We start from the raw sequence: 24533 nt of genomic DNA, 5'->3' as shown, positions 1-24533 counted from the left end.
CACTCCACATGTCACAGACATACGAGACAGACAACGGCCTGGTCCACATGACCCGGCCCGACATGGCGATCCTGTCCACGGCCGGGCTGCGCGAGCGCACCCGGATCCTGGAGCAGTACGTCCGTGAGGAACTCGGCCGCATCCTCGGGATCGAGCCGCACCTCGTCGACACCACGGGCCGCCCCATGGGCTGCCTCGGGATCGGCTCGATCTCCGGTATAGAGCTCCAGTACCGGATGGAGGCCACCCTCGGCGTCGACGTGAACCTCCAGCGGCTGCTGCTGGCCAACAGCGCGCAGGAACTCATCGACTGCCTCGCCGGCCAGCTCGGCCCCGAGGCCCACCTGCACGGGGCTGCGGTGACGGCATGACGACGACGACCCTTCTGCCGGCCGCGAACCCGGTGGTGAACCACCGCGACCTCGCGCGCCCCGAGTTCACCCTGTCCGCCGACCGGGTCGACCTGTGGCTGATCCGCCGCCCCACCGGGGCGGACGCCGAAGCCCTGGCACTCGACGACCTGGACGCGTCGGAGCGCAAGCGCACCGACTCCTTCATCCGCAGGTCGGACGGCCTGCTCTACGCCGCCGCGCACGTCGCGGTGCGCCGCCTGCTCGGGCGGTACACGGCCATCGCGCCCCCGGACGTCCGCTTCATGCGCGAGCCGTGCCCCGGGTGCGGAGAGCCGCACGGACGCCCCGCCCTGTCGCCCCCGCCGCCGCCCCTTCACTACTCCCTCTCGCACAGCGGGGGAGTGGCCATGGTCGGTGTCGCCACCGTGCCGCTGGGCGTCGACGTGGAGAAGCTGCCCGGCGCGGAGACGGTCGACATCTGCTCCAGGGCACTGCACCCGGACGAGCAGCTGGAGATCGCGGAGGCGGCGTCCGGCGAGGAGCGGCGGCACCTGTTCGGCCAGATCTGGACCCGGAAGGAAGCATTCCTCAAGGGCATCGGGACAGGGTTGAGCCGTTCGCCCGCCGAGGACTACCTCGGCACCGACCAGGACCGTCACCCCGACGGCTGGACCATGGTCGGCGTCCCCGCCGACACCACCCACGCCGCGGCGGTCGCCGTGACCGGGCCGGTCCCCGCGGTGGTCGACGTCCGGTGGGTGCCCGACCACTGGCTCTCCGCCGACCACGCGGTCTGCGGGGCCACCGCCCCCGGACCGCTCCCCGCGGTCCTCGCCAGCCGACCGCAGATAGGGACGTGACCGGATGACCCGCACCGCCTTCGTCTTCCCGGGACAGGGATCCGCCCACGCCGGTCCGGCAGCGGAGCTGCTCGCCCTGCGGCCGGACCTCGCCGCCACGTACTACCGCACCGCCGACGACATCCTCGGCATCCCGCTCTCGCAACTCCTGCGGGACGGCTCCGCCCGGGCGTTCGAGGATCCGGCGGTGGCCCAGCCGGCCGTCTTCCTGACGAGCCTGGCCGTACTGGAGGTGCTGCGCGGCGAGGGCGTGGAGCCGGACGCGGTCGTCGGGCACAGCCTCGGCGAGTACGCGGCGCTGGTGGCGGCGGGCGTCCTGGAGTGGACCGAGGCGCTGTGGCTCGTCCGGCTGCGCAGCGAACTCGTCGCCACGGTCGGGGACCGCATCGGCAGCTCCACGGTCGCCGTCAGCGGTCCGGGCCGCGCGGACCTGGCGCGACTGTGCGCCGAGGCCCGCGCGGCCACCTCCCGCGTGGTGGAGGTGGCCGGGGACAACGGACCCCGCCAGACCGTGGTCTCCGGGGAGGCGCAGGCGGTGGCCCACGTCGCGGAGGCGGCCGGCGCGGCCGGGGCCCGGGTGACCTGGCTGCGCACGGGCGGCCCCTTCCACTCCAGCCTGCTGCGCGAGGCCGAGGCGGAGTTCACCGAGACGCTGATCGCCACGGAGTTCCGCGATCCGGCCGTGCCGCTCGTCTCCGGTGTCACCGGCGGATGGGTGGCCACCGCCACCGAGGCCGTCGTCGCCCTGCGCAGCCAGCTCACCACCCCGGTGCGCTGGACCCAGGCCGTCGGGACGCTCGCTGCCTCGGGCACCCACCGGTTCGTGGAGGTGGGCCCCGGACAGGTGCTCGGCGGGCTGGTCCGCCGCATCCTGCCCGAGGCCCGGATCCACGCCACGCACACCGCCGAGGGCCTGGCCGGGACGCTCGCCGCCCTCGCCCCCACCCCCGTCTGAGGGCCGTGGCCCCGGGCGGGGCCGCGGCCGCAGTCACGCAGACCCGCCGCGGCGGCCGCGACGGGAGGTCACGACCCGAGGAGCAGTCCGTGGACACCCATCAGCAGGGCCAACTCGTGCGTCTGGTGCGGGGACGGCCCGACACCGAGCAACTGGCGGCGCTGACCGCCGCGGTCCTGGCCCGGGCGGCTGCCTACGAGGGCCAGCACGGCGGCACCGCCGGCGGCGGGCCCGCGCTGGCGCGCCGGTGCCCCTCGGCGCGGACGCGCCCCTTCGCCGGCTCGCACGGCCGGCGTGACGAACCGTCGGGGGCGGCCTGAGCCGGGCGGCCTGAGCCGGGCGGCCTGAGCCGGCCCCGCCCGGCCCGGCCCCCCGCACGGCCCTGCCCCCGGCACGCCCGGACCCGTACGCCCGGACCCGTACGGCCCGGACCCGTACCGATCGCGGCTCCCCCGCCGCACCCGACCACGCCGTCCCTGCCCCGCCCCCGTACCGCCCCGGCCTCCCGCCCGGGCGGTACGGGGGCGGGGCACCGTCGTGACCACCATCCGGCCGAGAGGGCCGGGAAAGGGATACACCATGAACGTCCACAAGGGACTGATCCTCGACGAGACCGCCAAGTTCCACCTGGACGCGCAGGACGAGCGTCCCTTCGTCCCGGGCACGACCGAGATCTGGCCGGCCGGGGCCGTACTGGACGAGCGGGACCGTACGGCGCTGGTCGAGGCGGCGCTGGAGATGCGGATCGCCGCCGGACCCAGTTCGCGGCGGTTCGAGTCGCGCTTCGCCCGCAAGCTGGGGCGGCGCAAGGCGCACCTGACCAACTCCGGTTCCTCGGCGAACCTGCTGGCCATGACCGCCTTCACCTCGCACCTGCTGGAGGACCGGCGGCTGCGGCGCGGCGACGAGGTGATCACGGTGGCCGCCGGCTTCCCGACGACCGTCAACCCGATCATCCAGAACGGGCTCGTCCCGGTCTTCGTCGACGTCGAGCTCGGCACGTACAACACCACGGCCGAACGGGTGGCCCGGGCCATCGGACCCAAGACCCGCGCCATCATGATCGCCCACGCCCTCGGCAACCCCTTCGAGGTCGCGGAGATCGCGCAACTCGCCCAGGAACACGACCTGTTCCTCATCGAGGACAACTGCGACGCCGTCGGCTCCACCTACGACGGACAGCTGACGGGCACCTTCGGCGACATCACCACCGTGAGCTTCTACCCGGCGCACCACCTCACGATGGGCGAGGGCGGCTGCGTGCTGACCTCGAACCTGGCCCTCGCGCGGATCGTGGAGTCCCTGCGCGACTGGGGCCGGGACTGCTGGTGCGAGCCGGGCGAGACCAACAAGTGCCTCAAGCGCTTCGACTACCAGATGGGCACCCTCCCGGAGGGGTACGACCACAAGTACATCTTCTCCCACGTGGGGTACAACCTGAAGGCCACCGACATCCAGGCGGCCCTCGGCCTGACCCAGCTCGACAAGCTGGACGACTTCTGCGACGCCCGGCGCCGCAACTGGCGACGGCTGCGCGACGGCCTCGACGGCCTGCCGTACCTGATCCTGCCGGAGGCCACCCCGCGCAGCGACCCGAGCTGGTTCGGGTTCGCGCTCACCGTGGACCCGGAGGCGCCCTACACCCGGGCCGCCCTCGTGGACTTCCTGGAGGGGCGGAAGATCGGCACCCGGCGGCTGTTCGCGGGCAACCTCACCCGCCACCCCGCCTACATCGGTGAGCCCCACCGCATCGTCGGCGACCTCACCAACAGCGACATCATCACCGACCAGACCTTCTGGATCGGCGTGTACCCGGCCCTGACCGACGAGATGCTCGACTACGTCATCGCCTCCGTCAAGGAGTTCGTCGGCGGCCGGTCCTGACCGCCGACACCGCCGTGGTCCCGCGCCGAGCCGCCCGCATCCCGCCCGAGACGTCCTTCACCAGGAGCGGACCTTGCCCACGCAACCCGACGACATCGCGGACCTGCGCGCCCAGGTGGGGCTCATGCGCGACCGCATCGAGCTACGGGAACTCTTCGACCGCTACGTCCTCGCCCTCGACGCGCTCGGCGGAGCCGGCCACGACGAGGCCGCCTTCGCCGACCTCTGCACCGAGGACGCCACCTTCCTCTTCCCCATCGGCCGCTGCCGGGGCGTCGAGGGCTTCACCGCCTTCCAGCGGGAGGCCAGGACGCGCTGGGCGCGGACCCATCACCTCAGCACCAACCACTCCGTCACCCTCGACGGGGACGGGGCCGCGCTGCGCGTCCACCTGATCGCCACCCACGTCCACCACGCGGATCCGGAGTCCTCCCGGCCGTTCGAAGTGGGCGGCTACTACGACGCCCGGGCCGTGCGGACCGCGGACGGCTGGCGGCTGAGCGAGGTCGCCTTCCACGTCGTGTGGTCCTCCGGCGACCCCCTGCCCGAGTTCGCCGGGGCCCGGGGGTGAGCGCCCGGTGAACGCCGTCCGCATCGCCGGATACCTCGTCCCCGCGTACGCGCCCGCCCGCGAGCGGGGCCTGCCGCACGAGGGCTCCGGGCCCGCCGCGGCCGGCCCCCGGCCCCCGGCGTCCGGGCCGGCCGGTGCCCACCCGCAGGGCCGGGACTCCGCGCAGGCCCGTGTTCCGGGCCGGCCGTCCGCCGGCCGCCTCCCGTCCGTCGCGCTGACGACGCTGCTGCGCCGCCGGGCGGCCTGGGGGATCGCCCTGGCCCGGTCCCGGGCCGCGCGCCGCTGACCTTCCGACCCCCGATCCGCCAGGAGAACCCGAATGGCCACCTCGCCTCAGCCCGGCACGCCCGGGGTGCGGGCCCTCACCCTCGACGCGGGCGGGATCCCGCTGTCGGGGCTGCTCGCCCTGCCGGCGCAGCCCGTGCCCCGGGCCGTCGTGGTGGCCCTGCACGGCGCCGGCATGAGCGCCGGTTACTTCGACAGCCGGGCCCGCCCCGGGCTCTCGCTGCTCGAACTCGGCGCCTCCCTGGGCTACACCGTCCTCTCCCTGGACCGGCCCGGCTACGGGGCGTCGGCGGCGGCACTGCCCGAGGGGCAGGAGCTCGCCGGGCAGACCGAGACCCTCCTCGCGGCCCTGGAGGACTTCGCCCGCGGCCACGAACTCGGAGCGGGCTACTTCCTCGTGGCCCACTCCAACGGCGGCCGGCTCGCCCTGTCCGCCGCGGGCGCCGGGGGCGGTTTCGCGCCGCTCGGCGTGGACCTGTGCGGGCTCGGCCGGCGCTTCGCCGTGGAGCTCGGGGAGCTGCCCGGGGCGGCGGACCTGAGGGGTCAGTGGCGCCGCCACTGGGGGGCGTTGCGCTTCTACCCCCCGGACGCCTTCCGGCAGGGCGCGGAACTGATCCGTCCGGTGCCGGTCCTGGAGGCCCGGGAGACCATGCGCTGGCCGGACATGTATCCCGCCGTCGCGGCCCGGGTGGGGGTCCCCGTCCGCTTCACCTTCGCGGAACAGGAGCTGTGGTGGAGGACCGACGGCGCGGCTCTGGAGGAACTCCTGAGTCCGCTGCCTCGGGCCGCGGAGGCCGTCCGCCAGCCCGATTCCGGCCATAACATCAGTCTCGGCTGGGCCGCCCGCACCTACCACCTGCGGGTCCTCGCCTTCCTGGAGGAGCGCCTGCTCGCCGGCGACGCGGCCCTCGCCGCCCCCGTGGCGACGCCCTGACCGATACCTGAACAAGGTTGACGCGGATCTGACATAAAGCCCGTTGACCCGTGGATCGGCATCAATGAGGCTTTTCGTGAGCATCCCGAGACGTGTAACGAATCCGTCATACCGGGGCACGTCACCTCGTTCTGCCTGCACTCGCTTTGATTCATAAGATTCATCCCGAAAAGGAACACACATGAGTGACGTGAAGGACCTGGTCCAGGTCGCCGGCATCATCGACGCCGAAGAGGCCGCGCTGCTGGCCGAGGAGGGCGTCGACTGGTTCGGCTTCCCGCTCCGCCTCCCGTCGGGCAAGGACGACATCTCCGAGGCCGCGGCCACGGAGATCATCGCCGGCCTGACCGCCCCTCAGGAGGGCGTCCTCATCAGCTACATGACGGATGCCGACGAGATCAGCGCGTTCACCACCCAGCTCGGGGTCAAGGCCGTCCAGCTCCACGGCGACGTCGAGCCGGAGCAGCTGCGCAAGCTCAAGGCCAACCGCCCCGACCTCTACGTGCTCAAGAGCCTGGTCGTGAAGGAGGACAACGCCGAGGAGCTGCTGCAGCTCGTCGACGAGGTCGCGGACGTGGTGGACATGTTCATCACCGACACCTTCAACCCGGCCACCGGTGCCAAGGGCGCCACCGGCCTCACCCACGACTGGAACGTCAGCGCCGAGCTCGTGCGCCGTTCGCCCAAGCCCCTGATGATGGCCGGCGGCCTGAGCCCGGAGAACGTCGCGGACGCGATCCGCTTCGTCAAGCCCGCCGCCGTCGACGCCCACAGCCTCCTTGAGGGCAGCGACCGCCGCAAGGACCGCGCCAAGGTCGCGAAGTTCGTGGCCGAGTCGCGCCGCGCGTTCGCCGAGATCGCGGGCTCCTGACCGCGGTACCCACCATGCGGTTGCGGCCGCCCGGGGCCTCCTGGCCCCGGGCCCGGCCGCAGCCCGTCTCCACCGACCGACGAGAAGCAGGTTCTCATGGCGACCGGCCACCACAACGTCCACCCGCTGCCGCAGACCAACCAGCTCCGGGCCATGCACACGATCATCCGCGATCGCGACGCGTCGCGTGCGGACTTCGTGTTCTACTCCCGGCGCATCATCCGGCTCCTGCTCGAATCGGCCCTCGACCAGCTGCCGTTCGACAAGCAGAAGGTCGTCACGCCGGTCGGCGAGACCTACGAAGGGCTCACCTTCGGCCCCAAGCTGTGCGCCGTGCCCGTGATCCGGGCCGGTGACTCCATGGTGGACGAACTGCGCGAGGTCGTGCCGAACATCCCCGTCGGCAAGGTCCTCATCCAGCGGGACAAGACCACCAAGCTCCCGCACCTCCTCTACCAGCACCTGCCGGCCGACATCGCGGACCGGCACGTCCTGCTCCTGGAGCCGATGCTCGCCACGGGCGGCAGCGCCAACGCCGCCATCGGCGTGCTCCTCGAAGCGGGCGTCCGCGAGGAGCACATCGTCTTCGTCAACTTCCTCGCCGCCCCCGAGGGCATCGCCGCTGTCCACCGCGAGCACCCGGCCGTCAAGATCGTCACCTCCTCGGTCGAGGAACGCCTCAACGAGCACGCGTTCATGATCCCGGGCATCGGCGACTTCGGTGACCGCTTCTTCGGTACGACCGACTCGGGCGCCGCCCGATGAAGAGCTCCCGCACCCTGGCGGACTCCGCGCTCACGGCGCTGGCGCCCGCGATCTGGGGTTCGACCTACCTGGTCACCACGGAACTGCTGCCCGAGGGGCGCCCCCTGCTGGCGGCGGTGCTCCGCGCCCTGCCCGCCGGCCTGATCCTGGTGCTCTTCGGCCGGACGCTGCCCAAGGGAATCTGGTGGTGGCGGGCCCTGGTCCTGGGCGTCCTCAACATCGGCGCCTTCTTCTACCTGCTCTTCGTCGCCGCCTACCACCTGCCGGGTGGTGTCGCCGCGCTGGTGATGTCCATCCAGCCGATGATCGTGCTGCTGCTCGGCGCCGTCCTGCTGAAGGAGAAGATCAAGCGGATCCACCTGGCGGCCTGTGCGCTCGGCGCGGCCGGTGTGGCGCTGCTCGTCCTCCAGCCGAACGCCGGGCTGAACGCCACCGGTGTCATCGCCGGCCTGCTGGGCGCGCTCAGCATGGCCTCCGGCATCGTGCTGACCAAGCGCTGGGGACGCCCCGAGGGCGTCGGCCTGCTCCCCTTCACGGGCTGGCAGCTGACCGTCGGCGGTCTGGTCCTGCTCCCGATCGCGCTGATCGGCGAGGGCCTGCCCGACGCGATCACCGGCAAGAACATCTGGGGCTTCCTCTACCTCGGCATCATCGGGGCCCTGTTCGCCTACGCGATCTGGTTCCGCGGCGTGCAGCGCCTGCCCGCCCTGGCCGTCTCGTTCCTGAGCTTCGCCTCCCCCCTGGCGGCCACCCTGCTCGGCTACTTCGTCCTCGACCAGTCGCTCTCGCCGCTCCAGATCGTCGGGGCGCTGATCGTCGTCGGCGCGGTGTTCCTGGCCCAGCCGCGGCCCGGCCGCAAGAAGCCGGAGCCGGAGCCCGAGCCCGGGGCGGCCCGCCCGACCCCGCGGGAATCCGTCGAGGCCTAACGCCCCGACGGCCTCCCGCCCGAGACTCCCCGCCGCCGGGCCCCTTCCCCCCGGGCGCGGGCGGGGAGCGGTGGTGGCACACCGCGGTCTCCCCCGTCCGCGGTGTGCCGCCCACCCCCCCCACACACAAGAGACCAGAACGCGCACCACTCCGTGAGAGGACCGAGACCGTGCCCCACGTCCACGTCAGGCACTACCCGAGGAACTTCACGGACGAGCAGCTCAGGGCCATCGACGAAGCGGTCACCGCCGCTGTGACGAGCACCTTCGCCACCGGGGAGGACACCGTCTCGATCTCCCTTGAGCCGGTCACACCGGAGGACTGGGAGAGCCAGGTCCTCGCCGAGATAGCGGCCCACCGGGACGAGCTGATCAAAGCGCCCGGCTACTGGAACGAGAGTTGAGAGAGCCCCGATGAGCGCAAGCAACGGCATCCCCGTCGTCTACACCGAGGAGGTCCGCGAGGCCCTCCACGAGGGCGCGGCCGTCGTCGCCCTGGAGAGCAACGTCATCACGCACGGTCTGCCCTACCCGGACAACGCGGCCACCGCCCGCAAGGTGGAGGACGCCGTACGGGCCGGTGGCGCGGTGCCCGCGACGATCTGCATCGAGGCCGGTGAGATCCGGGTCGGCATGAGCGACTCCGACATCGAGCGCTTCGCCTCCCTGCCCGGCATCCCCAAGGTGTCCAGCCGGGACCTGCCGGTCGTACTGGCGCAGGGCGGCCTCGGTGCCACCACCGTGGCCACCTCCGTCGTCGCCGCCGAGCTCGCGGGGATCCCGTTCTTCTCGTCCGCCGGCATCGGCGGCGTGCACCGGGGCGCCCAGGAGACCTGGGACGTGTCCTCGGACCTCATCCAGTTCACCCGCTCCAAGGTCGCCGTCGTCTGCGCGGGCGCGAAGATGATCCTCGACCTCGGTCTGACCCTGGAGTACCTGGAGACGCAGTGCGTCCCCGTCGTCGCGTACCGCTCGGACGACTTCCCCGCCTTCTACTGCCGTACGAGCGGCCACAAGGCGCCCCACCGCCTGGACGACGAGCAGGTCATCGCCCGCGCCGTCGAGGCCCACTGGGCCCTCGGCAACAACAGCTCCTTCCTGATCACCACCCCGGTCAGGGAGGAGGACGCCATCGACTCCACCGAGGTGGACACGGCCATCCGCGCCGCGGTCGCCGAGGCCACCCGTGACGGGGTGTCGGGCCAGGCCATCACCAAGTACCTGATGCGCGCCGTCGACGCGGCGACCGAGGGCCGTTCGGCCAAGGCCAACATGGCCGTCCTCGCCTCCTGCGCCGAGGCGGCCGGCCGGCTGGCCGTCGCCCACTCCCGCCACCTCGCCGAACTCGCGGGCCGCTGATCCGTCCCGCCCACAGGCGTTGTCCGTACCACCACCGCACCACGCGTTGACCTCAGTCTGGAGAGACACATGTCCGAGAAGCTGTTCGAGCCGGTCACCCTGGGGAAGCTGGCCCTGAGCAACCGAGTGGTCATGGCGCCCATGTCCCGCAACCGGGCGACCGCCGAGGGCCTGGCCACCGACCTGATGGCCACCTACTACGGCCAGCGGGCCGGCGCCGGCCTGATCATCACCGAGGGGGCGCAGCCCAGCGCCGTGGGCCAGGGCTTCGGCAACAGCCCCGGTCTGCACACCCAGGAGCAGGCCGAGTCCTGGAAGCCCGTCACCGAGGCCGTGCACGCCGCCGGCGGCAAGATCGTGGTGCAGCTCATGCACGCCGGCCGCATCGGCCACCCCTCGCTGTACCCGAGCGGCCACCAGTCGGTCGCCCCGTCCGCCGTCGCCGCGGCCGGCCAGGCCTACGGCCCCGAGGGTCCGCTGGACTACCCGGAGCCGCGCGCCCTGACGGTCGAGGAGATCGCCGAGGTCGTCAAGGAGCACGCGGACGCCGCCGAGCTCGCCATCGAGGCCGGCTTCGACGGTGTCGAGGTCCACGCGGGCAACGGCTTCCTGCTCCACCAGTTCCTGGCGGAGAACAGCAACCAGCGCACCGACCAGTACGGCGGCTCGGTCGAGAACCGCGTCCGCTTCGCGATCGAGGTGATCGAGGCGGTCTCCGAGCGCATCGGCGCCGACCGCGTCGGCGTGCGCATCTCGCCGTCGAACCCGTACAACGACATCGTCGAGGGCGACACCCACGCCCTTTACGAGGCGCTCGTCGCGGCCCTCCCGCCGGTGGCCTTCCTGCACATCCTGGAGGGCGGCAACCGCGACCACATCGCCGCCCTGCGCGCGCAGTGGACCGGCACGATCATCCTGTGCCCGCACCCGGAGAACGGCGTCCCGGTCTCGGCCGAGATCGCCACCGAGGCGCTGGAGACCGGTGTCGCCTGCGCGGTCGCCTTCGGCTCGGCCTTCCTCGCCAACCCGGACCTGACCGAGCGCATCCGCACCGGCGCCGCGCTGGCCGAGGCCGACCAGAGCAAGTTCTACGGCGGCGACCACACCGGTTACACCGACTACCCGACGCTCGCCGAGGCCGGCGCGGCGTGAGCGAGACCGGGCAGATGCTGCTGTTCTCGGGGCGCGCACACCCCGAGCTGGCCGAGGCGATCGCCGCCGAGCTGGGCACGACGCTGGTCCCGACGAAGGCGATCGACTTCGCCAACGGCGAGATCTACATCCGCTACCACGCCTCCGTGCGCGGCGCGGACTGCTTCGTGGTCCAGAGCCACACGGCGCCGATCAACAAGTCGATCATGGAACAGCTGATCATGATCGACGCGCTGAAGCGGGCCTCGGCCCGCAGCATCACCGTGATCCTGCCGTTCTACGGGTACGCCCGCCAGGACCGCAAGCACAGCGGGCGGGAACCCATCTCGGCCCGCCTGGTGGCGGACCTGCTCAAGACGGCCGGCGCGGACCGGATCCTCACGGTGGACCTGCACGCCGACCAGATCCAGGGGTTCTTCGACGGCCCCGTGGACCACCTCTTCGCCATGCCGGTCCTCGCGGACTACATCGGCTCCAAGGTGGACCGCGAGGACCTGACCGTGGTCTCGCCCGACGCCGGCCGCGTGCGCGTGGCGGACGGCTGGTGCGACCGGCTGGGCGCACCGCTCGCGATCGTCCACAAGAGGCGCGACAAGGACGTGGCCCACCAGGTCACGGCCCACGAGGTGGTCGGCGACGTACGCGACCGCGTGTGCGTACTGGTCGACGACATGATCGACACCGGCGGCACCATCTGCGCCGCGGCCGACGCCCTCTTCGCCCAGGGGGCGAAGGACGTCATCGTGGCGGCCACGCACGGGGTGCTCTCCGGCCCCGCCGCGGACCGGCTGAAGAACTCCCGCGTCAGCGAGTTCGTCTTCACGGACACCCTGCCGGTGCCCGGGGCGCTCGGACTGGACAAGGTCACCGTCCTGTCCATCGCCCCGCTCATCGCCGGAGCCTCTCGCGAGGTCTTCGAGAACGGATCAGTGACCCGGCTCCTCCAGAGCCGGTGAACGCCCGGACGGACGGGCCGACGGGGGCCCGTCCGTCCGTTGGGGGAGGGCGGCCGCACGCACCGCGCCGTTCCGGTCATCCCGGGTGGTGAGGCTCCGGCCTCGCGCCCTCGTTCTTCGGTTTTCCCGGCCGGACAGTGTTCCGGCCTCCGACGCCCACCGTGCCGCGGCTTCCGCCTCCCGGCGGAACCGCTCTCCACGCGCGGGTGAGGTGTCGCATCGCGGGCTCACCGACACACCGGGGCCCGGTGCGGGGGCGTTTCGTACGCGCCCGTTGCTCCACAACGGAACGTAAGGAAGCGGGAAATGACTCTTCAGGAGACCAGCGTGCTCGAGCCCACCCTGCGCGGCACCACCACGTTGCCCGACCTGCTGGCGAAGCGGGTCGCGGAGCACCCCGAGGCGACCGCCGTCGCCTACCGGGACGAGAAGCTCACCTACCGTGAGCTGGCGTCCAGAAGCTCCGCCCTCGCCGAGTACCTCAGACACCTCGGGGTCTCGACGGACGACTGCGTCGGCCTCTTCGTCGAGCCGTCCATCGACCTGATGGTCGGCGCCTGGGGCATCCTGTCCGCCGGCGCCGCCTACCTGCCGCTGTCCCCGGAGTACCCCGAGGACCGGCTGCGCTACATGATCGAGAACAGCCAGGCGAAGATCATCCTGGCGCAGCAGCGCCTGGTCTCCCGCCTGCGCGAACTGGCCCCGCAGGACGTCACGGTCGTCACCCTGCGCGAGTCCGAGGCGTTCGTCCTGCCCGAGGGCCGGGTGGCCCCGGCCATCGAGGGCGCCCGCCCCGACAGCCTCGCCTACGTCATCTACACCTCCGGCAGCACGGGCAAGCCGAAGGGCGTGATGATCGAGCACCACAGCATCGTCAGCCAGCTCGGCTGGCTGCGCGAGACCTACGGCATCGACCGCAGCAAGACCATCCTGCAGAAGACCCCGATGAGCTTCGACGCCGCCCAGTGGGAGATCCTCTCCCCGGCCAACGGCGCCACCGTCGTCATGGGCGCCCCCGGCGTCTACGCCGACCCCGAGGGCCTCATCGAGACCATCGTCAAGTACGGCGTGACCACCCTGCAGTGCGTCCCCACCCTGCTCCAGGGCCTGCTCGACACCGAGAAGTTCCCCGAGTGCACCTCCCTGCAGCAGATCTTCAGCGGCGGCGAGGCCCTCTCGCGCCTCCTGGCGATCCAGACCACGCAGGAGATGCCCGGCCGCGCCCTGATCAACGTCTACGGGCCGACCGAGTGCACCATCAACTCCTCCTCGTACGCGGTCGACCCCGCCGAGCTGGACGAGGCACCGCAGTCCATCTCCATCGGCGCCCCGGTGGCCGACACCGAGTACCACATCCTCGGCAAGGAGAACCTCAAGCCCGTCGGCATCGGGGAGATCGGCGAGCTGTACATCGGCGGCGGCCAACTGGCGCGCGGCTACCTGCACCGCCCCGACCTGACCGCCGAGCGCTTCCTGGAGATCGAGCTCACCGAGGGCGCCGGACCCACCCGCCTGTACAAGACGGGTGACCTGGGCCAGTGGAACCCGGACGGCACCGTGCAGTTCGCCGGCCGCGCCGACAACCAGGTCAAGCTGCGCGGCTACCGCGTCGAGCTGGACGAGATATCCCTGGCGATCGAGAACCACGACTGGGTGCGCAACGCCGCCGTCATCGTCAAGAACGACGGCCGCACCGGCTTCCAGAACCTCATCGCCTGCGTCGAGCTGAGCGAGAAGGAAGCCGCCCTGATGGACCAGGGCAACCACGGCTCCCACCACGCCTCGAAGAAGAGCAAGCTCCAGGTCAAGGCGCAGCTGTCCAACCCGGGCCTGCGCGACGACGCCGACCTCGCCGGCCGCACCGCCTACGACCTGCCGGGTGCCGAGCCGACCCCCGAGCAGCGCAGCCGCGTCTTCGCCCGCAAGACGTACCGCTTCTACGAGGGCGGCGCGGTCACCGAGGCCGACCTGCTGGCGCTCCTCGGCGGACAGGTCCCCGCGGCCTACTCGCGCAAGGCCGCCGACCTGGCGCCCGCCGAACTGGGCCAGATCCTGCGCTGGTTCGGCCAGTACCTCAGCGAGGAGCGGCTGCTGCCCAAGTACGGCTACGCCTCCCCGGGCGCGCTGTACGCGACGCAGCTGTACTTCGAGCTGGAGGGCGTCGGCGGGCTGAAGCCGGGCTACTACTACTACCAGCCGCAGCGCCACCAGCTGGTCCTGATCAGCGAGAAGGCCGCCACCGGCAAGCCCACCGCCCACGTCCACTTCATCGGCAAGCGCGGCGGCATCGAGCCGGTCTACAAGAACAACATCCAGGAGGTCCTGGAGATCGAGACCGGCCACATCGTCGGCCTCTTCGAGCAGGTGCTGCCGTCCTACGGCCTCGACATCCGCGACCTGGCGTACGAGCCGGCCGTCCGCGACCTGCTGGACGTGCCCGAGGAGGACTTCTACCTGGGCACCTTCGAGCTGGTCCCGCACGCGGGCCGGCGCGAGGACCACGCCGAGGTCTACGTCCAGACGCACGGCAGCAAGGTCGCGACCCTCCCCGAGGGCCAGTACCGCTACGCGGACGGCAAGCTCACCCGCTTCTCGGACGACATCGTCCTCAAGAAGCAGGTCATCGCGATCAACCAGTCGGTGTACCAGGCCGCCAGCTTCGGCATCTCGGTGATCAGCCGCGCCCCCGAGGAGTGGATGCACTACGTCACCCTCGGCAAGAAGCTGCAGCACCTGATGATGAACGGCCTCGGCCTGGGCTTCATGTCGTCGGGCTACAGCTCGAAGACCGGCAACCCGCTGCCGGCCTCGCGCCGGATCGACTCCGTCCTGCACGCCAACGGCGTCGAGAGCGGTCCGTCGTACTTCTTCGTCGGCGGCCGGGTCAGCGACGAGCAGCTCGGCCACGAGGGCATGCGCGAGGACAGCGTCCACATGCGCGGCCCGGCGGAGCTGATCCGTGACGACCTCGTCAGCTTCCTGCCGGACTACATGATCCCGAACCGGGTCGTGGTGTTCGAGCGGCTGCCGCTGTCCGCCAACGGCAAGATCGACGCGAAGGCGCTCGCCGTCTCCGACCAGGTCAACGCCGAGCTCGTGGAGCGTCCCTTCGTCGCCCCGCGCACCGAGACCGAGAAGGAGATCGCGGAGGTCTGGGCCAAGTCCCTGCGCCGCGAGAGCGTCTCGGTCCAGGACGACTTCTTCGAGTCGGGCGGCAACTCGCTGATCGCCGTCGGTCTGATCCGCGAGCTCAACTCGCGCCTGGGCGTCTCCCTGCCGCTGCAGTCCGTCCTGGAGTCCCCCACGGTCGAGAAGCTCTCCCGCCGCCTTGAGCGCGAGGTCGCGCAGGAGTCCTCCCGCCTGGTGCGCCTGCACGCCGAGACCGGCAAGGACCGCCCGGTGCTGTGCTGGCCGGGCCTGGGCGGCTACCCGATGAACCTGCGCACCCTGGCCGGCGAGATCGGCCTCGGCCGCTCGTTCTACGGCATCCAGGCGCACGGGATCAACGAGGGCGAGGCCCCGTACGCGACCATCACGGAGATGGCCAAGGCCGACATCGAGGCCATCAAGGAGCTCCAGCCGAAGGGCCCCTACACCCTGTGGGGCTACTCCTTCGGCGCCCGCGTCGCCTTCGAGACCGCCTACCAGCTGGAGCAGGCGGGCGAGAAGGTCGACAACCTCTTCCTGATCGCCCCGGGCTCGCCGACCGTGCGCGCCGAGAACGGCAAGGTGTACGGCCGTGAGGCGTCCTTCGCCAACCGCGCCTACACGACCATCCTCTTCTCGGTGTTCACCGGCACCATTTCGGGACCGGACCTGGAAAGGTGCCTGGAATCCGCCACGGACGAGGAGTCCTTCGCCGGGTTCATCAGCGAGCTGAAGGGAATCGACGTCGACCTGGCGAAGCGGATCATCTCGGTCGTGGGTCAGACCTACGAATTCGAGTACTCGTTCCGTGAGCTGGCCGAGCGCACGCTCGACGCGCCGGTGACCATTTTCAAGGCCCGCGGCGACGACTACTCGTTCATCGAGAACAGCAACGGCTATTCCGCCGAGCCGCCGACGGTCATCGACCTCGACGCCGACCACTACAGCCTGCTCCGCACCCCGGACATCGGCGAGCTGGTCAAGCACATCCGGTACCTGCTCGGAGAGTAGGGGAGAGCCGGTAGCGGAACACGGCCGCCCCGTCGGAGAAATCCGGCGGGGCGGCCGTTTTTTTTGCGTTTCCGGACGCGTGCGGCAGGAAGCTGCGAAAAGCATTCCGAATTCTGACGCAAGTTGACGGCGCCCTGACATCCGGCCGGTTGACGTGCGTCTGAGGACTGGAAGAGACTTCTTATAATCCAGGCGGACCGCCCCCCATCACCGCATAGCCGACTCCGTCGACGACCGTTCGGAAATTGCCGCCGTCTTTCTGACGAGGAGTTATCACCCATGCGTTTCCAGCTCATCGGACCATTCGAGATCGTCACGGACGACGGCAGGACCTACCGGCCCGGTACCCCCAAGGTCTGCCAGACGCTGGCCCTGCTGCTGACGCGGCCGGGTGAGATCGTGACGGCCGACGCGCTCATCCAGGAGCTGTGGGGCGAGACGCCTCCGCGCAGCGCCGTCACGACGCTCCAGACGTACGTCTACCACGCCCGCCGGATGTTCGCGCAGGAGGAACTGGCACCCGCCGGCCGCTGCCTGATCGTCACCAGCCCGCCCGGCTACTCGATCCAGGTGGAAGACGACGAGATCGACATCCGGATCTTCGAGAAGCTCGTCTCGCGGGCCCGGGCCGAGCTGGCGGCGGACGAACCCCTCACGGCGCTGGGCACCGTCCGCGAGGCGCTCGACCTGTGGCGCGGGCCCGCCCTGTCGGGCATCCCGACCGGCGACGCGCTGAGCGGCCACGTGGTCCACCTGGAGGAGCTGCGCATCCGGGCCTTCGAGATCCGCATCGCCTGCGAGGAACAGCTGGGCTGGCACCGCGAGTCCATCCCCGAGCTGCGCCGGCTGACCAACGACTACCCGCTCAACGAGTGGTTCCACAGTCGGCTCATCGGCACCCTCGGCGCCGCCGGGCGGCGTGCGGAGGCCCTCCAGGCCTACCAGAAGGTCCGCAGGCTCCTCGCCGACGAGCTGGGACTGGAGCCGTCGCGGGAGCTCAAGCAGCTCCAGGCGCGGCTGCTGGCCCCGGTGCAGGTACCGCCGCAGGTCGCGGCGCCGGTTCCGGCGCGCTCGGGGGTCTGACCGCGGGCCGGGCTCAGCCTCCGTAGGGACGCGCGGTGCGTCCCTCGCGCAGGGTGACGCCCCACCAGGCGAGCTGGTCCAGCAGGACGGAGGCGGCCTTGCCGCTGCCGTCCTCGTCGTGGGGGCGGCCCTCCTCGTCGAACCTCTCCCAGGCGTTGTGGAAGCTGACGGTGTCGCGCATCGTGACGGCGTGCAGTTCGGCGAAGACCTGCCGCAGCTGCTCGACGGCACGGTGGCCGCCGGCCATCCCGCCGTAGGAGACGAAGCCGACCGGCTTGGCGCGCCAGCCGGAGTAGACGTGGTCCAGGGCCAGCTTGAGCGAGGCCGGGTAGCCGTGGTTGTACTCCGGGGTGACCACCACGAACGCGTCCAGGGCCGCGACCCGTTCGGCGAGGCGGGGGGTCAGGCCGGGCGCCGGCGGTTCGAGCGTGAGTCTGAGCTCCTCGACGAGTTCCGGTTCGGCCAGGTCGATGACGTGGATCTCCATGTCCTCGCGGCCGGCGGCCTCGGAGAGGAGCCAGCGGGAGACCGTGTCGGCGAAGCGGCCGGTGCGGACGCTGGCGATCAGGACGCCTACCTTGAGCGGGCTGACGGACATGGCAGTACCTCTTCCACCGGGTGACTGGGGGCCTCGCGGCCGGTGATCCAGAACGTATGACCTCAAGTCGACTTGAGGTCAAGCGGTGGGCGGAAGGGTCCGGAGCCGCCGGACCGGGCCCTCACGCCGTCCCTCCAGCGGCCCGAGACGGCACCGGCGGAATCTGGACGCGCAACGGGTGTCGGAGAAGGAACGGGGGCAACGGGTGGAACTCGACGGCAGGGTGGCCGTGGTCACCGGCGGGACGAAGGGCCTGGGGCTCAGGATCACCGAGGCGTTCGTCGCCGAGGGAGCCCGGGTCGTCGTCGCCGCCCGGGGGGTGGAGGGAGCGCGGGAGGCCCTGGCGCCCCTCGGGGACCGTGCCGTCTTCCACCGGGCCGACGTACGCGACCCGGGGTCCGTCCGGGCGCTGATGGACGGCGCCGCGGAGCGGTTCGGCGGGATCGACGTCCTGGTGGCCAACGCGGGGGTGAGCCGCCCCGGGCCCCTCGCGGGGCTGTCGGCCGGCGACTGGGCCGAGGCGCTCGACACCAACCTGGGCGGCCTCTTCCACTGCGTCCAGGCGGCGGTGCCGCACCTGGAGCGCAGCCCGGCGGGCCGGATCATCGCCCTGTCCTCCGCCCTGGCCTCCCGCCCCACGCCGGGCGCCGCCTCGTACTGCGCCACCAAGGCGGCGGTGGAGATGTTCAGCAAGGTGGCCGCGCTGGAGCTGGCCCCGAAGGGCATCACCGTCAACTGCCTGTCGCCCGGGTTCATCGACGAGGGCATGGGCCGGCGGCTGAAGCAGAACCCGCAGGTGTGGAGCCGGTACGCGCCCAAGGTCTCGGTGGGCCGGATGGGCCGGGGCGAGGAGGTCGCGGGCGCCGCCGTCTACCTCGCGGGGGCGGGCGCCTCCTACGTCAACGGCCACGTCCTGGAGGTCAACGGCGGCCTGGGCTGGTGACCGGCCCGGAGCCGGACGGTCGGACCGCCTGGACTCCGGCCCCACGGGCTCCCGGACCGGGCTCCCGGACCCCTTCAGACCCCGGCGCGGCGCTCGGCGAACCGGCGGGCCCGGCCCTCCGCGAAGTCCCGGGCGTGGTGCAGGGTCGCCGTGCTGTTGGTGCTCAGCGCCGTGCGCACGTAGGCGCGGGCGTCCTCCACCGTCGCGGCGGGGCCCAGCACCCGCGCGATGTTGGCGGTGTTGAGGGTGACCGTGTGCTGGGAGGAGGCCAGGACGCCGCCCTCGCCGTCCTCGGTGAACGTCCAGTACCCCGTGTGCAGGCTCATCAGCGCGGGCAGGGTCGTCTGCTTGTAGGCGATCCGCTCGTACGGGAAGGTCACCCGGTAGGACTTGGTGGTGTGCACCGAGCCGTCCTTCGCGCGGGTGTCCATCTCCAGCTCCTGGAGGCCGGGGGTGTCCTCGGTGAGCCGGACGACCGCCACGTGGGGCAGCCGCTCGGGCCACAGGTCCGCCTCGTTGACGAAGTCGAAGACGTCCGAGGCCGATCCCTCGACGCGCACCGTGTCCTCGAAGGAGAAGGTCAGGTCCTCGGTGGCATGGGCGTGCTCGACGTTGGTCCTGAGAGCGTCCAGCTCGGAGCGGGAGTTGCGGTCGACGGCCCGGTCGATCCAGGCCAGGCTCTCCGGGTCGTCGTCGACGGCCCGGTAGTCGTGCAGCAGCCGCACCCGCGAGGAGGACGGCGACAGCGGCTCGATGATCCACGTCCCGCCCATGGCGGCGACCGGCGGGGCGGGGACCTCCTGGCGGAAGGTGATCGTCAGCCGCTCCGGGTCCAGGGTCCGCCGGGAGGTCCAGTTCTTGGGCTCGCCGTTGGCGGTGGCCCAGATGCGGATGCGCTCCTCGTTCCCGCCGAGCGGGGTGTGGTCCACGTAGATGGTCGGGGGGAAGATCCGCGGCCAGTTGCGGACCTCGGCGATCAGGCGGTACACGGCGGCGGCCGGGGCGGAGACCGTGATCTCGTGCTCCACTTCGCGGGGGCCGGGCTGCGGCATGGTCGTGCTCCTCGGAATCGGGGTTCGTGATCGGTGCGTCCGGCCGCACGCGCGGGCGTGCGGGGACGGGGCTCAGAAGTTGCCGAGGCCGCCGCAGACGTTGAGGGCCTGCGAGGTGATGGAGGCGGCCGTGTCGGAGGCGAGGTAGCCCACCAGTCCGGCGACCTCCTGCGGGGTCGAGTAGCGGCCGAGCGGGATCTTCGCCTGGAACTTCTCCAGCACCGCCTCCTCGGAGGTCCCGTAGGCGGCGGCGTAGCCCTGGCGCACGCGCTCGGCCATCGGGGTCTCGACGTAGCCGGGGCAGACGGCGTTGACGGTGATGCCCGTCGGGGCCAGCTCGTTGCCCAGCGCCTTGGTGAAGCCGACCACGCCGTGCTTGGACGCCGAGTAGGGGGCGCCCAGGACCACGCCCTGCTTGCCCGCGGTGGAGGCGATGTTGATGATGCGGCCGCGGTTCTTGGCCCGCAGGCCACCGGTGTTCAGGGCCTCCCGGGTGACCCGGAAGACACTGGTCAGATTGGTCTCGATGACGTCGTTCCACAGCTCGTCCGCGAGGTCGGCGGTGACCCCGCCGCCCGAGCGCCCGGCGTTGTTGACGACGACGTCGAGGGTGCCGAACCGGGCGACGGCCGCCTCGATCCACGCCCGGACGCCCTCGCCGCTGCGGACGTCGACGCTCGCGCCGTCCACCTCCAGGCCCTCGGCGGTGAGCTCCTTCACGGTGCGCTCGACGTTGTCCGCGTCCCGGGCACCGATGAAGACCCGGTGCCCCGAAGCGGCGAGCGTACGGGCCACCTCCAGCCCGATTCCGCTGGTCGCCCCGGTGACGACGGCAACACGCTTGGTCTGGTCCGGCATGAGAACTCCTCGGCGAAATCGACGGGTGGCGCACGCGGAGACTCCGGTACGGCGGTGGAGGGGGGCTCGAAGGGCCCTGGTACCCGGTGCGCACCGGCCCCGGCCGGACCCGCGCCGGCGCCCCGAGCGCCCCCGCGAACGGCCGCCGGACCACCGGCTCTCCATCAGGGGTCGAGCGGGTGTTCACAAGCTCGACGCGACACCGCACGCGAGAGGCGACCATGATCAATCTCTTCCAGCCGCAGGTCGGAGCTGAGGAACTCGACGCGGTCGCCGGGGTGTTCGAGGACCGGCGGCTGGGCAACGGACGACGCACCGAGGCCTTCGAGGCGGCCTTCGCCGCCCACCTGGGCGTCCCCACGGGCCACACCGTGTTCACCAGCTCGGGCGCCACGGCCCTGCACCTGGCCATGGAGACCCTCGGCCTGCGCCCCGGCGACGAGGTCGTCCTGCCCTCCATCGGCGTCCCCGCCACCGCCGAGGCCATCGCCGCGCGCGGCGGCCGGCCGGTCTTCTGCGACGTGGACCGGCGCGGCCTCAACCCCTCCCTGGAGGACATCGAGGTCCACCTCGGCGACCGCACCCGGGCGGTGCTGCTGCTGCACTACGGAGGCCGGGCCGGCGACGTCGTACGGATCGCCGCCCGCTGCCGCGAACTCGGCGTCGTCCTCATCGAGGACGGCTCCTGCTCCCTGGCCTCCAAGGTCGGCGACCGCCCCGCCGGCACCTTCGGCGACCTCGCCGTCTGGAGCTTCGACGCGGGCCGGGTCCTGGTCACCGGCGACGGGGGCATGGTCTACGCCAAGGATCCCGAGCGGGCCGCGCGCACCCGCCACCTCGCCCGCCACGGCCTGGTCCGCGCCAGCGGCTTCGGCCACGGCACGCCGCCCTGCGGGCCGGGCGAACCGGACCTGCCCGAATACGGCCGCGGCATCCTCGGCAACGACCTGACGGCCGCCATCGGCTCCGTACAGCTGCGCCGGCTCCCGGAGATGATCGAACGGCGCAAGGAGATCGCGGGCCGGTACGACCGGCTGCTCGAAGGGACCGAGGGGCTGCTGACGCCGCCGCCGCTGCCCGAGGGCCACGAGTCCACCGAGTGCCTCTACTGGGTGCAGATGGACCCGGCCATCCGCGCCGGGGTCGTCGCCGACCTCCTCGCCGAGGAGATCTACACCACCTCCCACCACGCCCCCCTGCACCGGTTCCCGGCCGACGACCCCGTGGAGGCGCCGGCCACGCTCCCCTCCTGCGACTGGGCGGTCGACCGCACCGTGCGCCTGCCCCTGCACCCCGGTCTGACCGACGCCGACGTACGCACCGTCACCGACGCCCTGCGCGCGTCGGTGCGGGCCCGGCACCGCACCGAAGAAGGACTCACCGTGAAGGACACCCCATGAGCCGCCGCGTCGTCATCACCGGGATCGGCGTCGTCGCGCCCGGGGGAGTGGGCACCGGGCAGTTCTGGGCCCGGCTCACCTCCGGGCGCACCGCCACCCGCGCCATCAGCCTCTTCGACGCCACCGGATACCGCTCCCGGATCGCGGCCGAGGTCGACTTCGACCCGCTCGCCCACGGGTTCACCCCCGAGGAGGCCGCGCGCCTGGACCGGGCCGCGCAGTTCGCCCTCGTCGCCGCCGACGAGGCCCTCCTCGACAGCGGCCTGGACACCGCGGCGCTGGACCCGGCCCGTACCGGGGTCTCCCTGGGCAGCGCCGTCGGCTGCACCACCGGCCTCGACACCGAGTACGACGCCGTCAGCCGGGGCGGATCCACCTGGCAGGTCGACCACACCCTCGCCGTCCCGCACCTGTTCGACTACTTCGTGCCCAGCTCGCTCGCGGCCGAGGTGGCCTGGCGGGTGTCGGCGCAGGGGCCCGTCGCCCTGGTCTCCACCGGCTGCACCTCGGGGCTGGACTCCATCGGGCACGCCGTCGAGCTGATCCGCGAGGGCAGCGCCGACGTGATGGTCACCGGGGCCACCGAGGCCCCCGTCTCCCCCATCACCGTCGCCTGCTTCGACGCCATCAAGGCCACCTCCCCGAACAACGAGGACCCGGAGACCGCCTCCCGCCCCTTCGACGCCACCCGCAACGGGTTCGTCCTCGGCGAGGGCTCGGCCGTCCTGGTCCTGGAGGAACTGGAGAGCGCCCGCCGGCGCGGCGCGACCGTCTACGCGGAGATCGCCGGTTTCGCCAGCCGCGGCAACGCCTACCACATGACCGGGCTGCGCTCCGAGGGCGTCGAGATGGCCGAGGCGATCACCGTCGCCCTCGACGAGGCCCGCCTCGACCCCACCGCCGTCGACTACGTCAACGCGCACGGCTCCGGCACCAAGCAGAACGACCGCCACGAGACGGCCGCCTTCAAGCGCGCCCTCGGCGAGCACGCCCACGCGGTCCCGGTCAGCTCCATCAAATCGATGATCGGCCACTCGCTCGGCGCGATCGGCTCCCTGGAGGTGGCCGCCAGCGCCCTGGCCATCGCGCACCACACGGTCCCCCCGACCGCCAACCTGCGCACCCCGGACCCCCTGTGCGACCTGGACTACGTCCCGCTGACCGCGCGGGAGCACCGCACCGACACGGTGCTCAGCGTCGGCAGCGGCTTCGGCGGCTTCCAGAGCGCCATGATCCTGACCCGCCCGCGCCTGGGAGATGCCGCATGACCACGGACACCGTCACCGCCCCCGGGACCGCCGCCGCCCCCGCCGCCGGGCCCGGGACCGGGCCGGCCGCGCCCGTCGTCACCGGCATCGGCGTCACCGCCCCCAACGGGCTGGGCACCGAGGCCTGGTGGGCCGCGGTGCTGCGCGGCGAGAGCGGCATCCGCCCGCTCACCCGCTTCGAGGCCGACCGGTACCCGGCCAAGCTGGCCGGCGAGGTCCGCGACTTCGACGCCGCCGACCACCTCCCCGGCCGGCTCCTGCCGCAGACCGACCACGTGACCCGGCTCGCCCTCACCGCGGCCGACGAGGCCCTCGCCGACGCCGGCGTGGACCCGGCCGCCCTGCCCGACTACGCGGCGGGCGTCATCACCGCCAGCTCCGCGGGCGGCTACGAGTTCGGCCAGCGCGAGCTCCAGGCGCTGTGGAGCAAGGGCAGCCAGTACGTCAGCGCCTACCAGTCCTTCGCCTGGTTCTACGCCGTCAACAGCGGCCAGATCTCCATCAGGAACGGCCTGCGCGGCCCCAACAGCGTCCTGGTCAGCGAGCAGGCCGGCGGCCTCGACGCGGTGGCCCAGGCACGACGCCAGCTCCGCAAGGGCACCCGGCTGCTCGTCACCGGCGGCATGGACTCCTCGCTCTGCCCCTGGGGCTGGGCCGCCCACCTCGCCGGCGGCGAACTCAGCACCCGCGAGGACCCGCGGCGGGCCTACCTGCCCTTCTCCGCCGACGCCGACGGGCACGTGGTCGGTGAGGGCGGCGCCCTGCTGATCCTGGAGGACGCGGCCGCCGCCCGCGAACGCGGCGCCACCGGCTACGGAACGGTGGCCGGGTACGCCGCCACCTTCGACCCGCGGCCCGGCTCGGGCGGCGCCCCCCGGCTCGGCGACGCCGCCCGCCAGGCCCTGCGCGAGGCCGGCGCCGCCCCGGACGAGGTCGACGTGGTCTTCGCCGACGCGGCGGGCCGGCGGGACGCCGACCGCGACGAGGCGCGGGCGATCGCCTCCCTCTTCGGGGAGTACGGGGTCCCGGTGACCGCGCCCAAGACCATGACGGGCCGCCTCGGGGCGGGCGGCGCCGCCCTCGACCTGGCCGCCGCGCTGCTGTCCCTGCGCGACGGGGTCATCCCGCCGACCGTCCACACCGGCCGGCCCGCCGCGGACTGCCCGGTCGACCTGGTGACCGGCCTGCGGCGCCCGGAGCGGCTGCGTACGGCCCTGGTCCTGGCCCGGGGACGCGGTGGGTTCAACGCGGCCATGGTGGTCCGCGCCCCCTGAACGGCACCTCGCGCGACCCCCGGCTCCG

General features: G+C 72.3%; 24 protein-coding genes. 21 read left to right on the top strand and 3 right to left on the bottom strand.

From position 1 onward, the window contains the following. Positions 1-8: 8 nt before the first annotated feature. The 17 genes from OG295_RS41330 (at position 9) to OG295_RS41250 (ending at position 17112) form a co-directional block, all read left to right on the top strand. Positions 9-371, top strand: a complete 363-nt coding sequence (locus OG295_RS41330) for an acyl carrier protein (protein WP_266845259.1) — start codon at positions 9-11, stop codon at positions 369-371. Further along, entirely contained in the window at positions 368-1213 is an 846-nt protein-coding gene (locus tag OG295_RS41325) for a 4'-phosphopantetheinyl transferase superfamily protein (RefSeq protein WP_331733584.1), read from the top strand. The genes OG295_RS41330 and OG295_RS41325 overlap by 4 nt, the downstream gene beginning before the upstream one ends. Positions 1214-1217: 4 nt before the next feature. After that, entirely contained in the window at positions 1218-2168 is a 951-nt protein-coding gene (locus tag OG295_RS41320) for an ACP S-malonyltransferase (RefSeq protein ID WP_331733582.1), read from the top strand. An 89-nt stretch (positions 2169-2257) separates the two neighbouring features. After that, on the top strand, positions 2258-2488 hold the full coding sequence (locus OG295_RS41315; protein ID WP_331733580.1) for an acyl-CoA carboxylase epsilon subunit: 231 nt from the start codon (positions 2258-2260) through the stop codon (positions 2486-2488). Between the two features lie 259 nt (positions 2489-2747). Next, on the top strand, positions 2748-4052 hold the full coding sequence (gene rfbH / locus OG295_RS41310) for a lipopolysaccharide biosynthesis protein RfbH (RefSeq protein WP_331733578.1): 1305 nt from the start codon (positions 2748-2750) through the stop codon (positions 4050-4052). A 73-nt stretch (positions 4053-4125) separates the two neighbouring features. Continuing rightward, a complete protein-coding gene (locus tag OG295_RS41305; RefSeq protein ID WP_331733576.1) occupies positions 4126-4623 on the top strand; it encodes a nuclear transport factor 2 family protein in 498 nt (165 codons plus the stop codon). Positions 4624-4630: 7 nt separating this feature from the next. After that, entirely contained in the window at positions 4631-4909 is a 279-nt protein-coding gene (locus OG295_RS41300; RefSeq protein ID WP_331733574.1) for a hypothetical protein, read from the top strand. Between the two features lie 33 nt (positions 4910-4942). Then, positions 4943-5842, top strand: a complete 900-nt coding sequence (locus OG295_RS41295; RefSeq protein WP_331733572.1) for an alpha/beta fold hydrolase — start codon at positions 4943-4945, stop codon at positions 5840-5842. A 190-nt stretch (positions 5843-6032) separates the two neighbouring features. Beyond that, positions 6033-6713 carry a phosphoribosylanthranilate isomerase gene (locus tag OG295_RS41290; RefSeq protein WP_331733707.1) on the top strand — a complete coding sequence of 227 codons (681 nt, stop codon included), beginning with the start codon at positions 6033-6035 and terminating at the stop codon, positions 6711-6713. Between the two features lie 96 nt (positions 6714-6809). Beyond that, positions 6810-7478: a uracil phosphoribosyltransferase gene (gene upp, locus OG295_RS41285; protein WP_331733570.1), complete on the top strand. Its 669-nt coding sequence runs from the start codon at positions 6810-6812 to the stop codon at positions 7476-7478. Then, on the top strand, positions 7475-8404 hold the full coding sequence (locus OG295_RS41280) for an EamA family transporter (RefSeq protein WP_331733568.1): 930 nt from the start codon (positions 7475-7477) through the stop codon (positions 8402-8404). The genes upp and OG295_RS41280 overlap by 4 nt, the downstream gene beginning before the upstream one ends. A gap of 170 nt (positions 8405-8574) precedes the next feature. Beyond that, positions 8575-8808, top strand: a complete 234-nt coding sequence (locus OG295_RS41275) for a tautomerase family protein (protein WP_331733566.1) — start codon at positions 8575-8577, stop codon at positions 8806-8808. 10 nt (positions 8809-8818) lie between these two features. After that, the gene (locus OG295_RS41270; RefSeq protein WP_030237956.1) at positions 8819-9763 is read left to right on the top strand and encodes a pseudouridine-5'-phosphate glycosidase; all 945 of its coding nucleotides are present in this window, start codon (positions 8819-8821) and stop codon (positions 9761-9763) included. Between the two features lie 69 nt (positions 9764-9832). After that, entirely contained in the window at positions 9833-10915 is a 1083-nt protein-coding gene (locus OG295_RS41265; protein ID WP_331733560.1) for an alkene reductase, read from the top strand. Between the two features lie 14 nt (positions 10916-10929). Beyond that, positions 10930-11871, top strand: a complete 942-nt coding sequence (locus tag OG295_RS41260) for a ribose-phosphate diphosphokinase (RefSeq protein WP_030237951.1) — start codon at positions 10930-10932, stop codon at positions 11869-11871. A gap of 306 nt (positions 11872-12177) precedes the next feature. Continuing rightward, complete coding sequence (locus tag OG295_RS41255; protein WP_331733558.1) at positions 12178-16029, top strand: amino acid adenylation domain-containing protein; 3852 nt, start codon at positions 12178-12180, stop codon at positions 16027-16029. A 279-nt stretch (positions 16030-16308) separates the two neighbouring features. After that, entirely contained in the window at positions 16309-17112 is an 804-nt protein-coding gene (locus OG295_RS41250; protein ID WP_331733555.1) for an AfsR/SARP family transcriptional regulator, read from the top strand. Between the two features lie 13 nt (positions 17113-17125). Here OG295_RS41250 and OG295_RS41245 read toward each other — a convergent pair whose 3' ends face one another. Further along, positions 17126-17710: an NAD(P)H-dependent oxidoreductase gene (locus OG295_RS41245; protein ID WP_331733552.1), complete on the bottom strand. Its 585-nt coding sequence runs from the start codon at positions 17708-17710 to the stop codon at positions 17126-17128. 205 nt (positions 17711-17915) lie between these two features. On the opposite strand from OG295_RS41245, the gene OG295_RS41240 reads away from it, so the two are divergent. After that, positions 17916-18653 carry an SDR family NAD(P)-dependent oxidoreductase gene (locus OG295_RS41240; RefSeq protein WP_371681554.1) on the top strand — a complete coding sequence of 246 codons (738 nt, stop codon included), beginning with the start codon at positions 17916-17918 and terminating at the stop codon, positions 18651-18653. Between the two features lie 74 nt (positions 18654-18727). Here OG295_RS41240 and OG295_RS41235 read toward each other — a convergent pair whose 3' ends face one another. Both OG295_RS41235 and fabG read right to left on the bottom strand, forming a co-directional pair. Further along, positions 18728-19705 (bottom strand): aromatase/cyclase, encoded by a 978-nt coding sequence (locus OG295_RS41235; protein ID WP_331733546.1) that lies wholly within the window; start codon positions 19703-19705, stop codon positions 18728-18730. Positions 19706-19777: 72 nt separating this feature from the next. After that, a complete protein-coding gene (gene fabG / locus OG295_RS41230; protein ID WP_331733543.1) occupies positions 19778-20563 on the bottom strand; it encodes a 3-oxoacyl-ACP reductase FabG in 786 nt (261 codons plus the stop codon). A gap of 221 nt (positions 20564-20784) precedes the next feature. Between fabG and OG295_RS41225 the strand changes: the two genes are divergently transcribed. The 3 genes from OG295_RS41225 to OG295_RS41215 are packed head-to-tail and all read left to right on the top strand — an operon-like array spanning position 20785 to position 24505. Further along, positions 20785-21963, top strand: a complete 1179-nt coding sequence (locus tag OG295_RS41225) for a DegT/DnrJ/EryC1/StrS family aminotransferase (RefSeq protein WP_331733541.1) — start codon at positions 20785-20787, stop codon at positions 21961-21963. Then, positions 21960-23231 (top strand): beta-ketoacyl-[acyl-carrier-protein] synthase family protein, encoded by a 1272-nt coding sequence (locus OG295_RS41220; protein WP_331733537.1) that lies wholly within the window; start codon positions 21960-21962, stop codon positions 23229-23231. The genes OG295_RS41225 and OG295_RS41220 overlap by 4 nt, the downstream gene beginning before the upstream one ends. Then, positions 23228-24505, top strand: coding sequence for a ketosynthase chain-length factor (locus OG295_RS41215; protein ID WP_331733534.1), 1278 nt, complete (start codon positions 23228-23230; stop codon positions 24503-24505). Before OG295_RS41220 ends, OG295_RS41215 begins: the two co-directional genes overlap by 4 nt. Positions 24506-24533 lie beyond the last annotated feature (28 nt).

The organism is Streptomyces sp. NBC_01276, assembly GCF_041435355.1.
Taxonomy (GTDB): Bacteria; Actinomycetota; Actinomycetes; order Streptomycetales; family Streptomycetaceae; genus Streptomyces.
The sequence above is the reverse complement of the archived record's forward strand: the minus strand, read 5'-3'. Positions and strand labels throughout refer to the sequence as shown.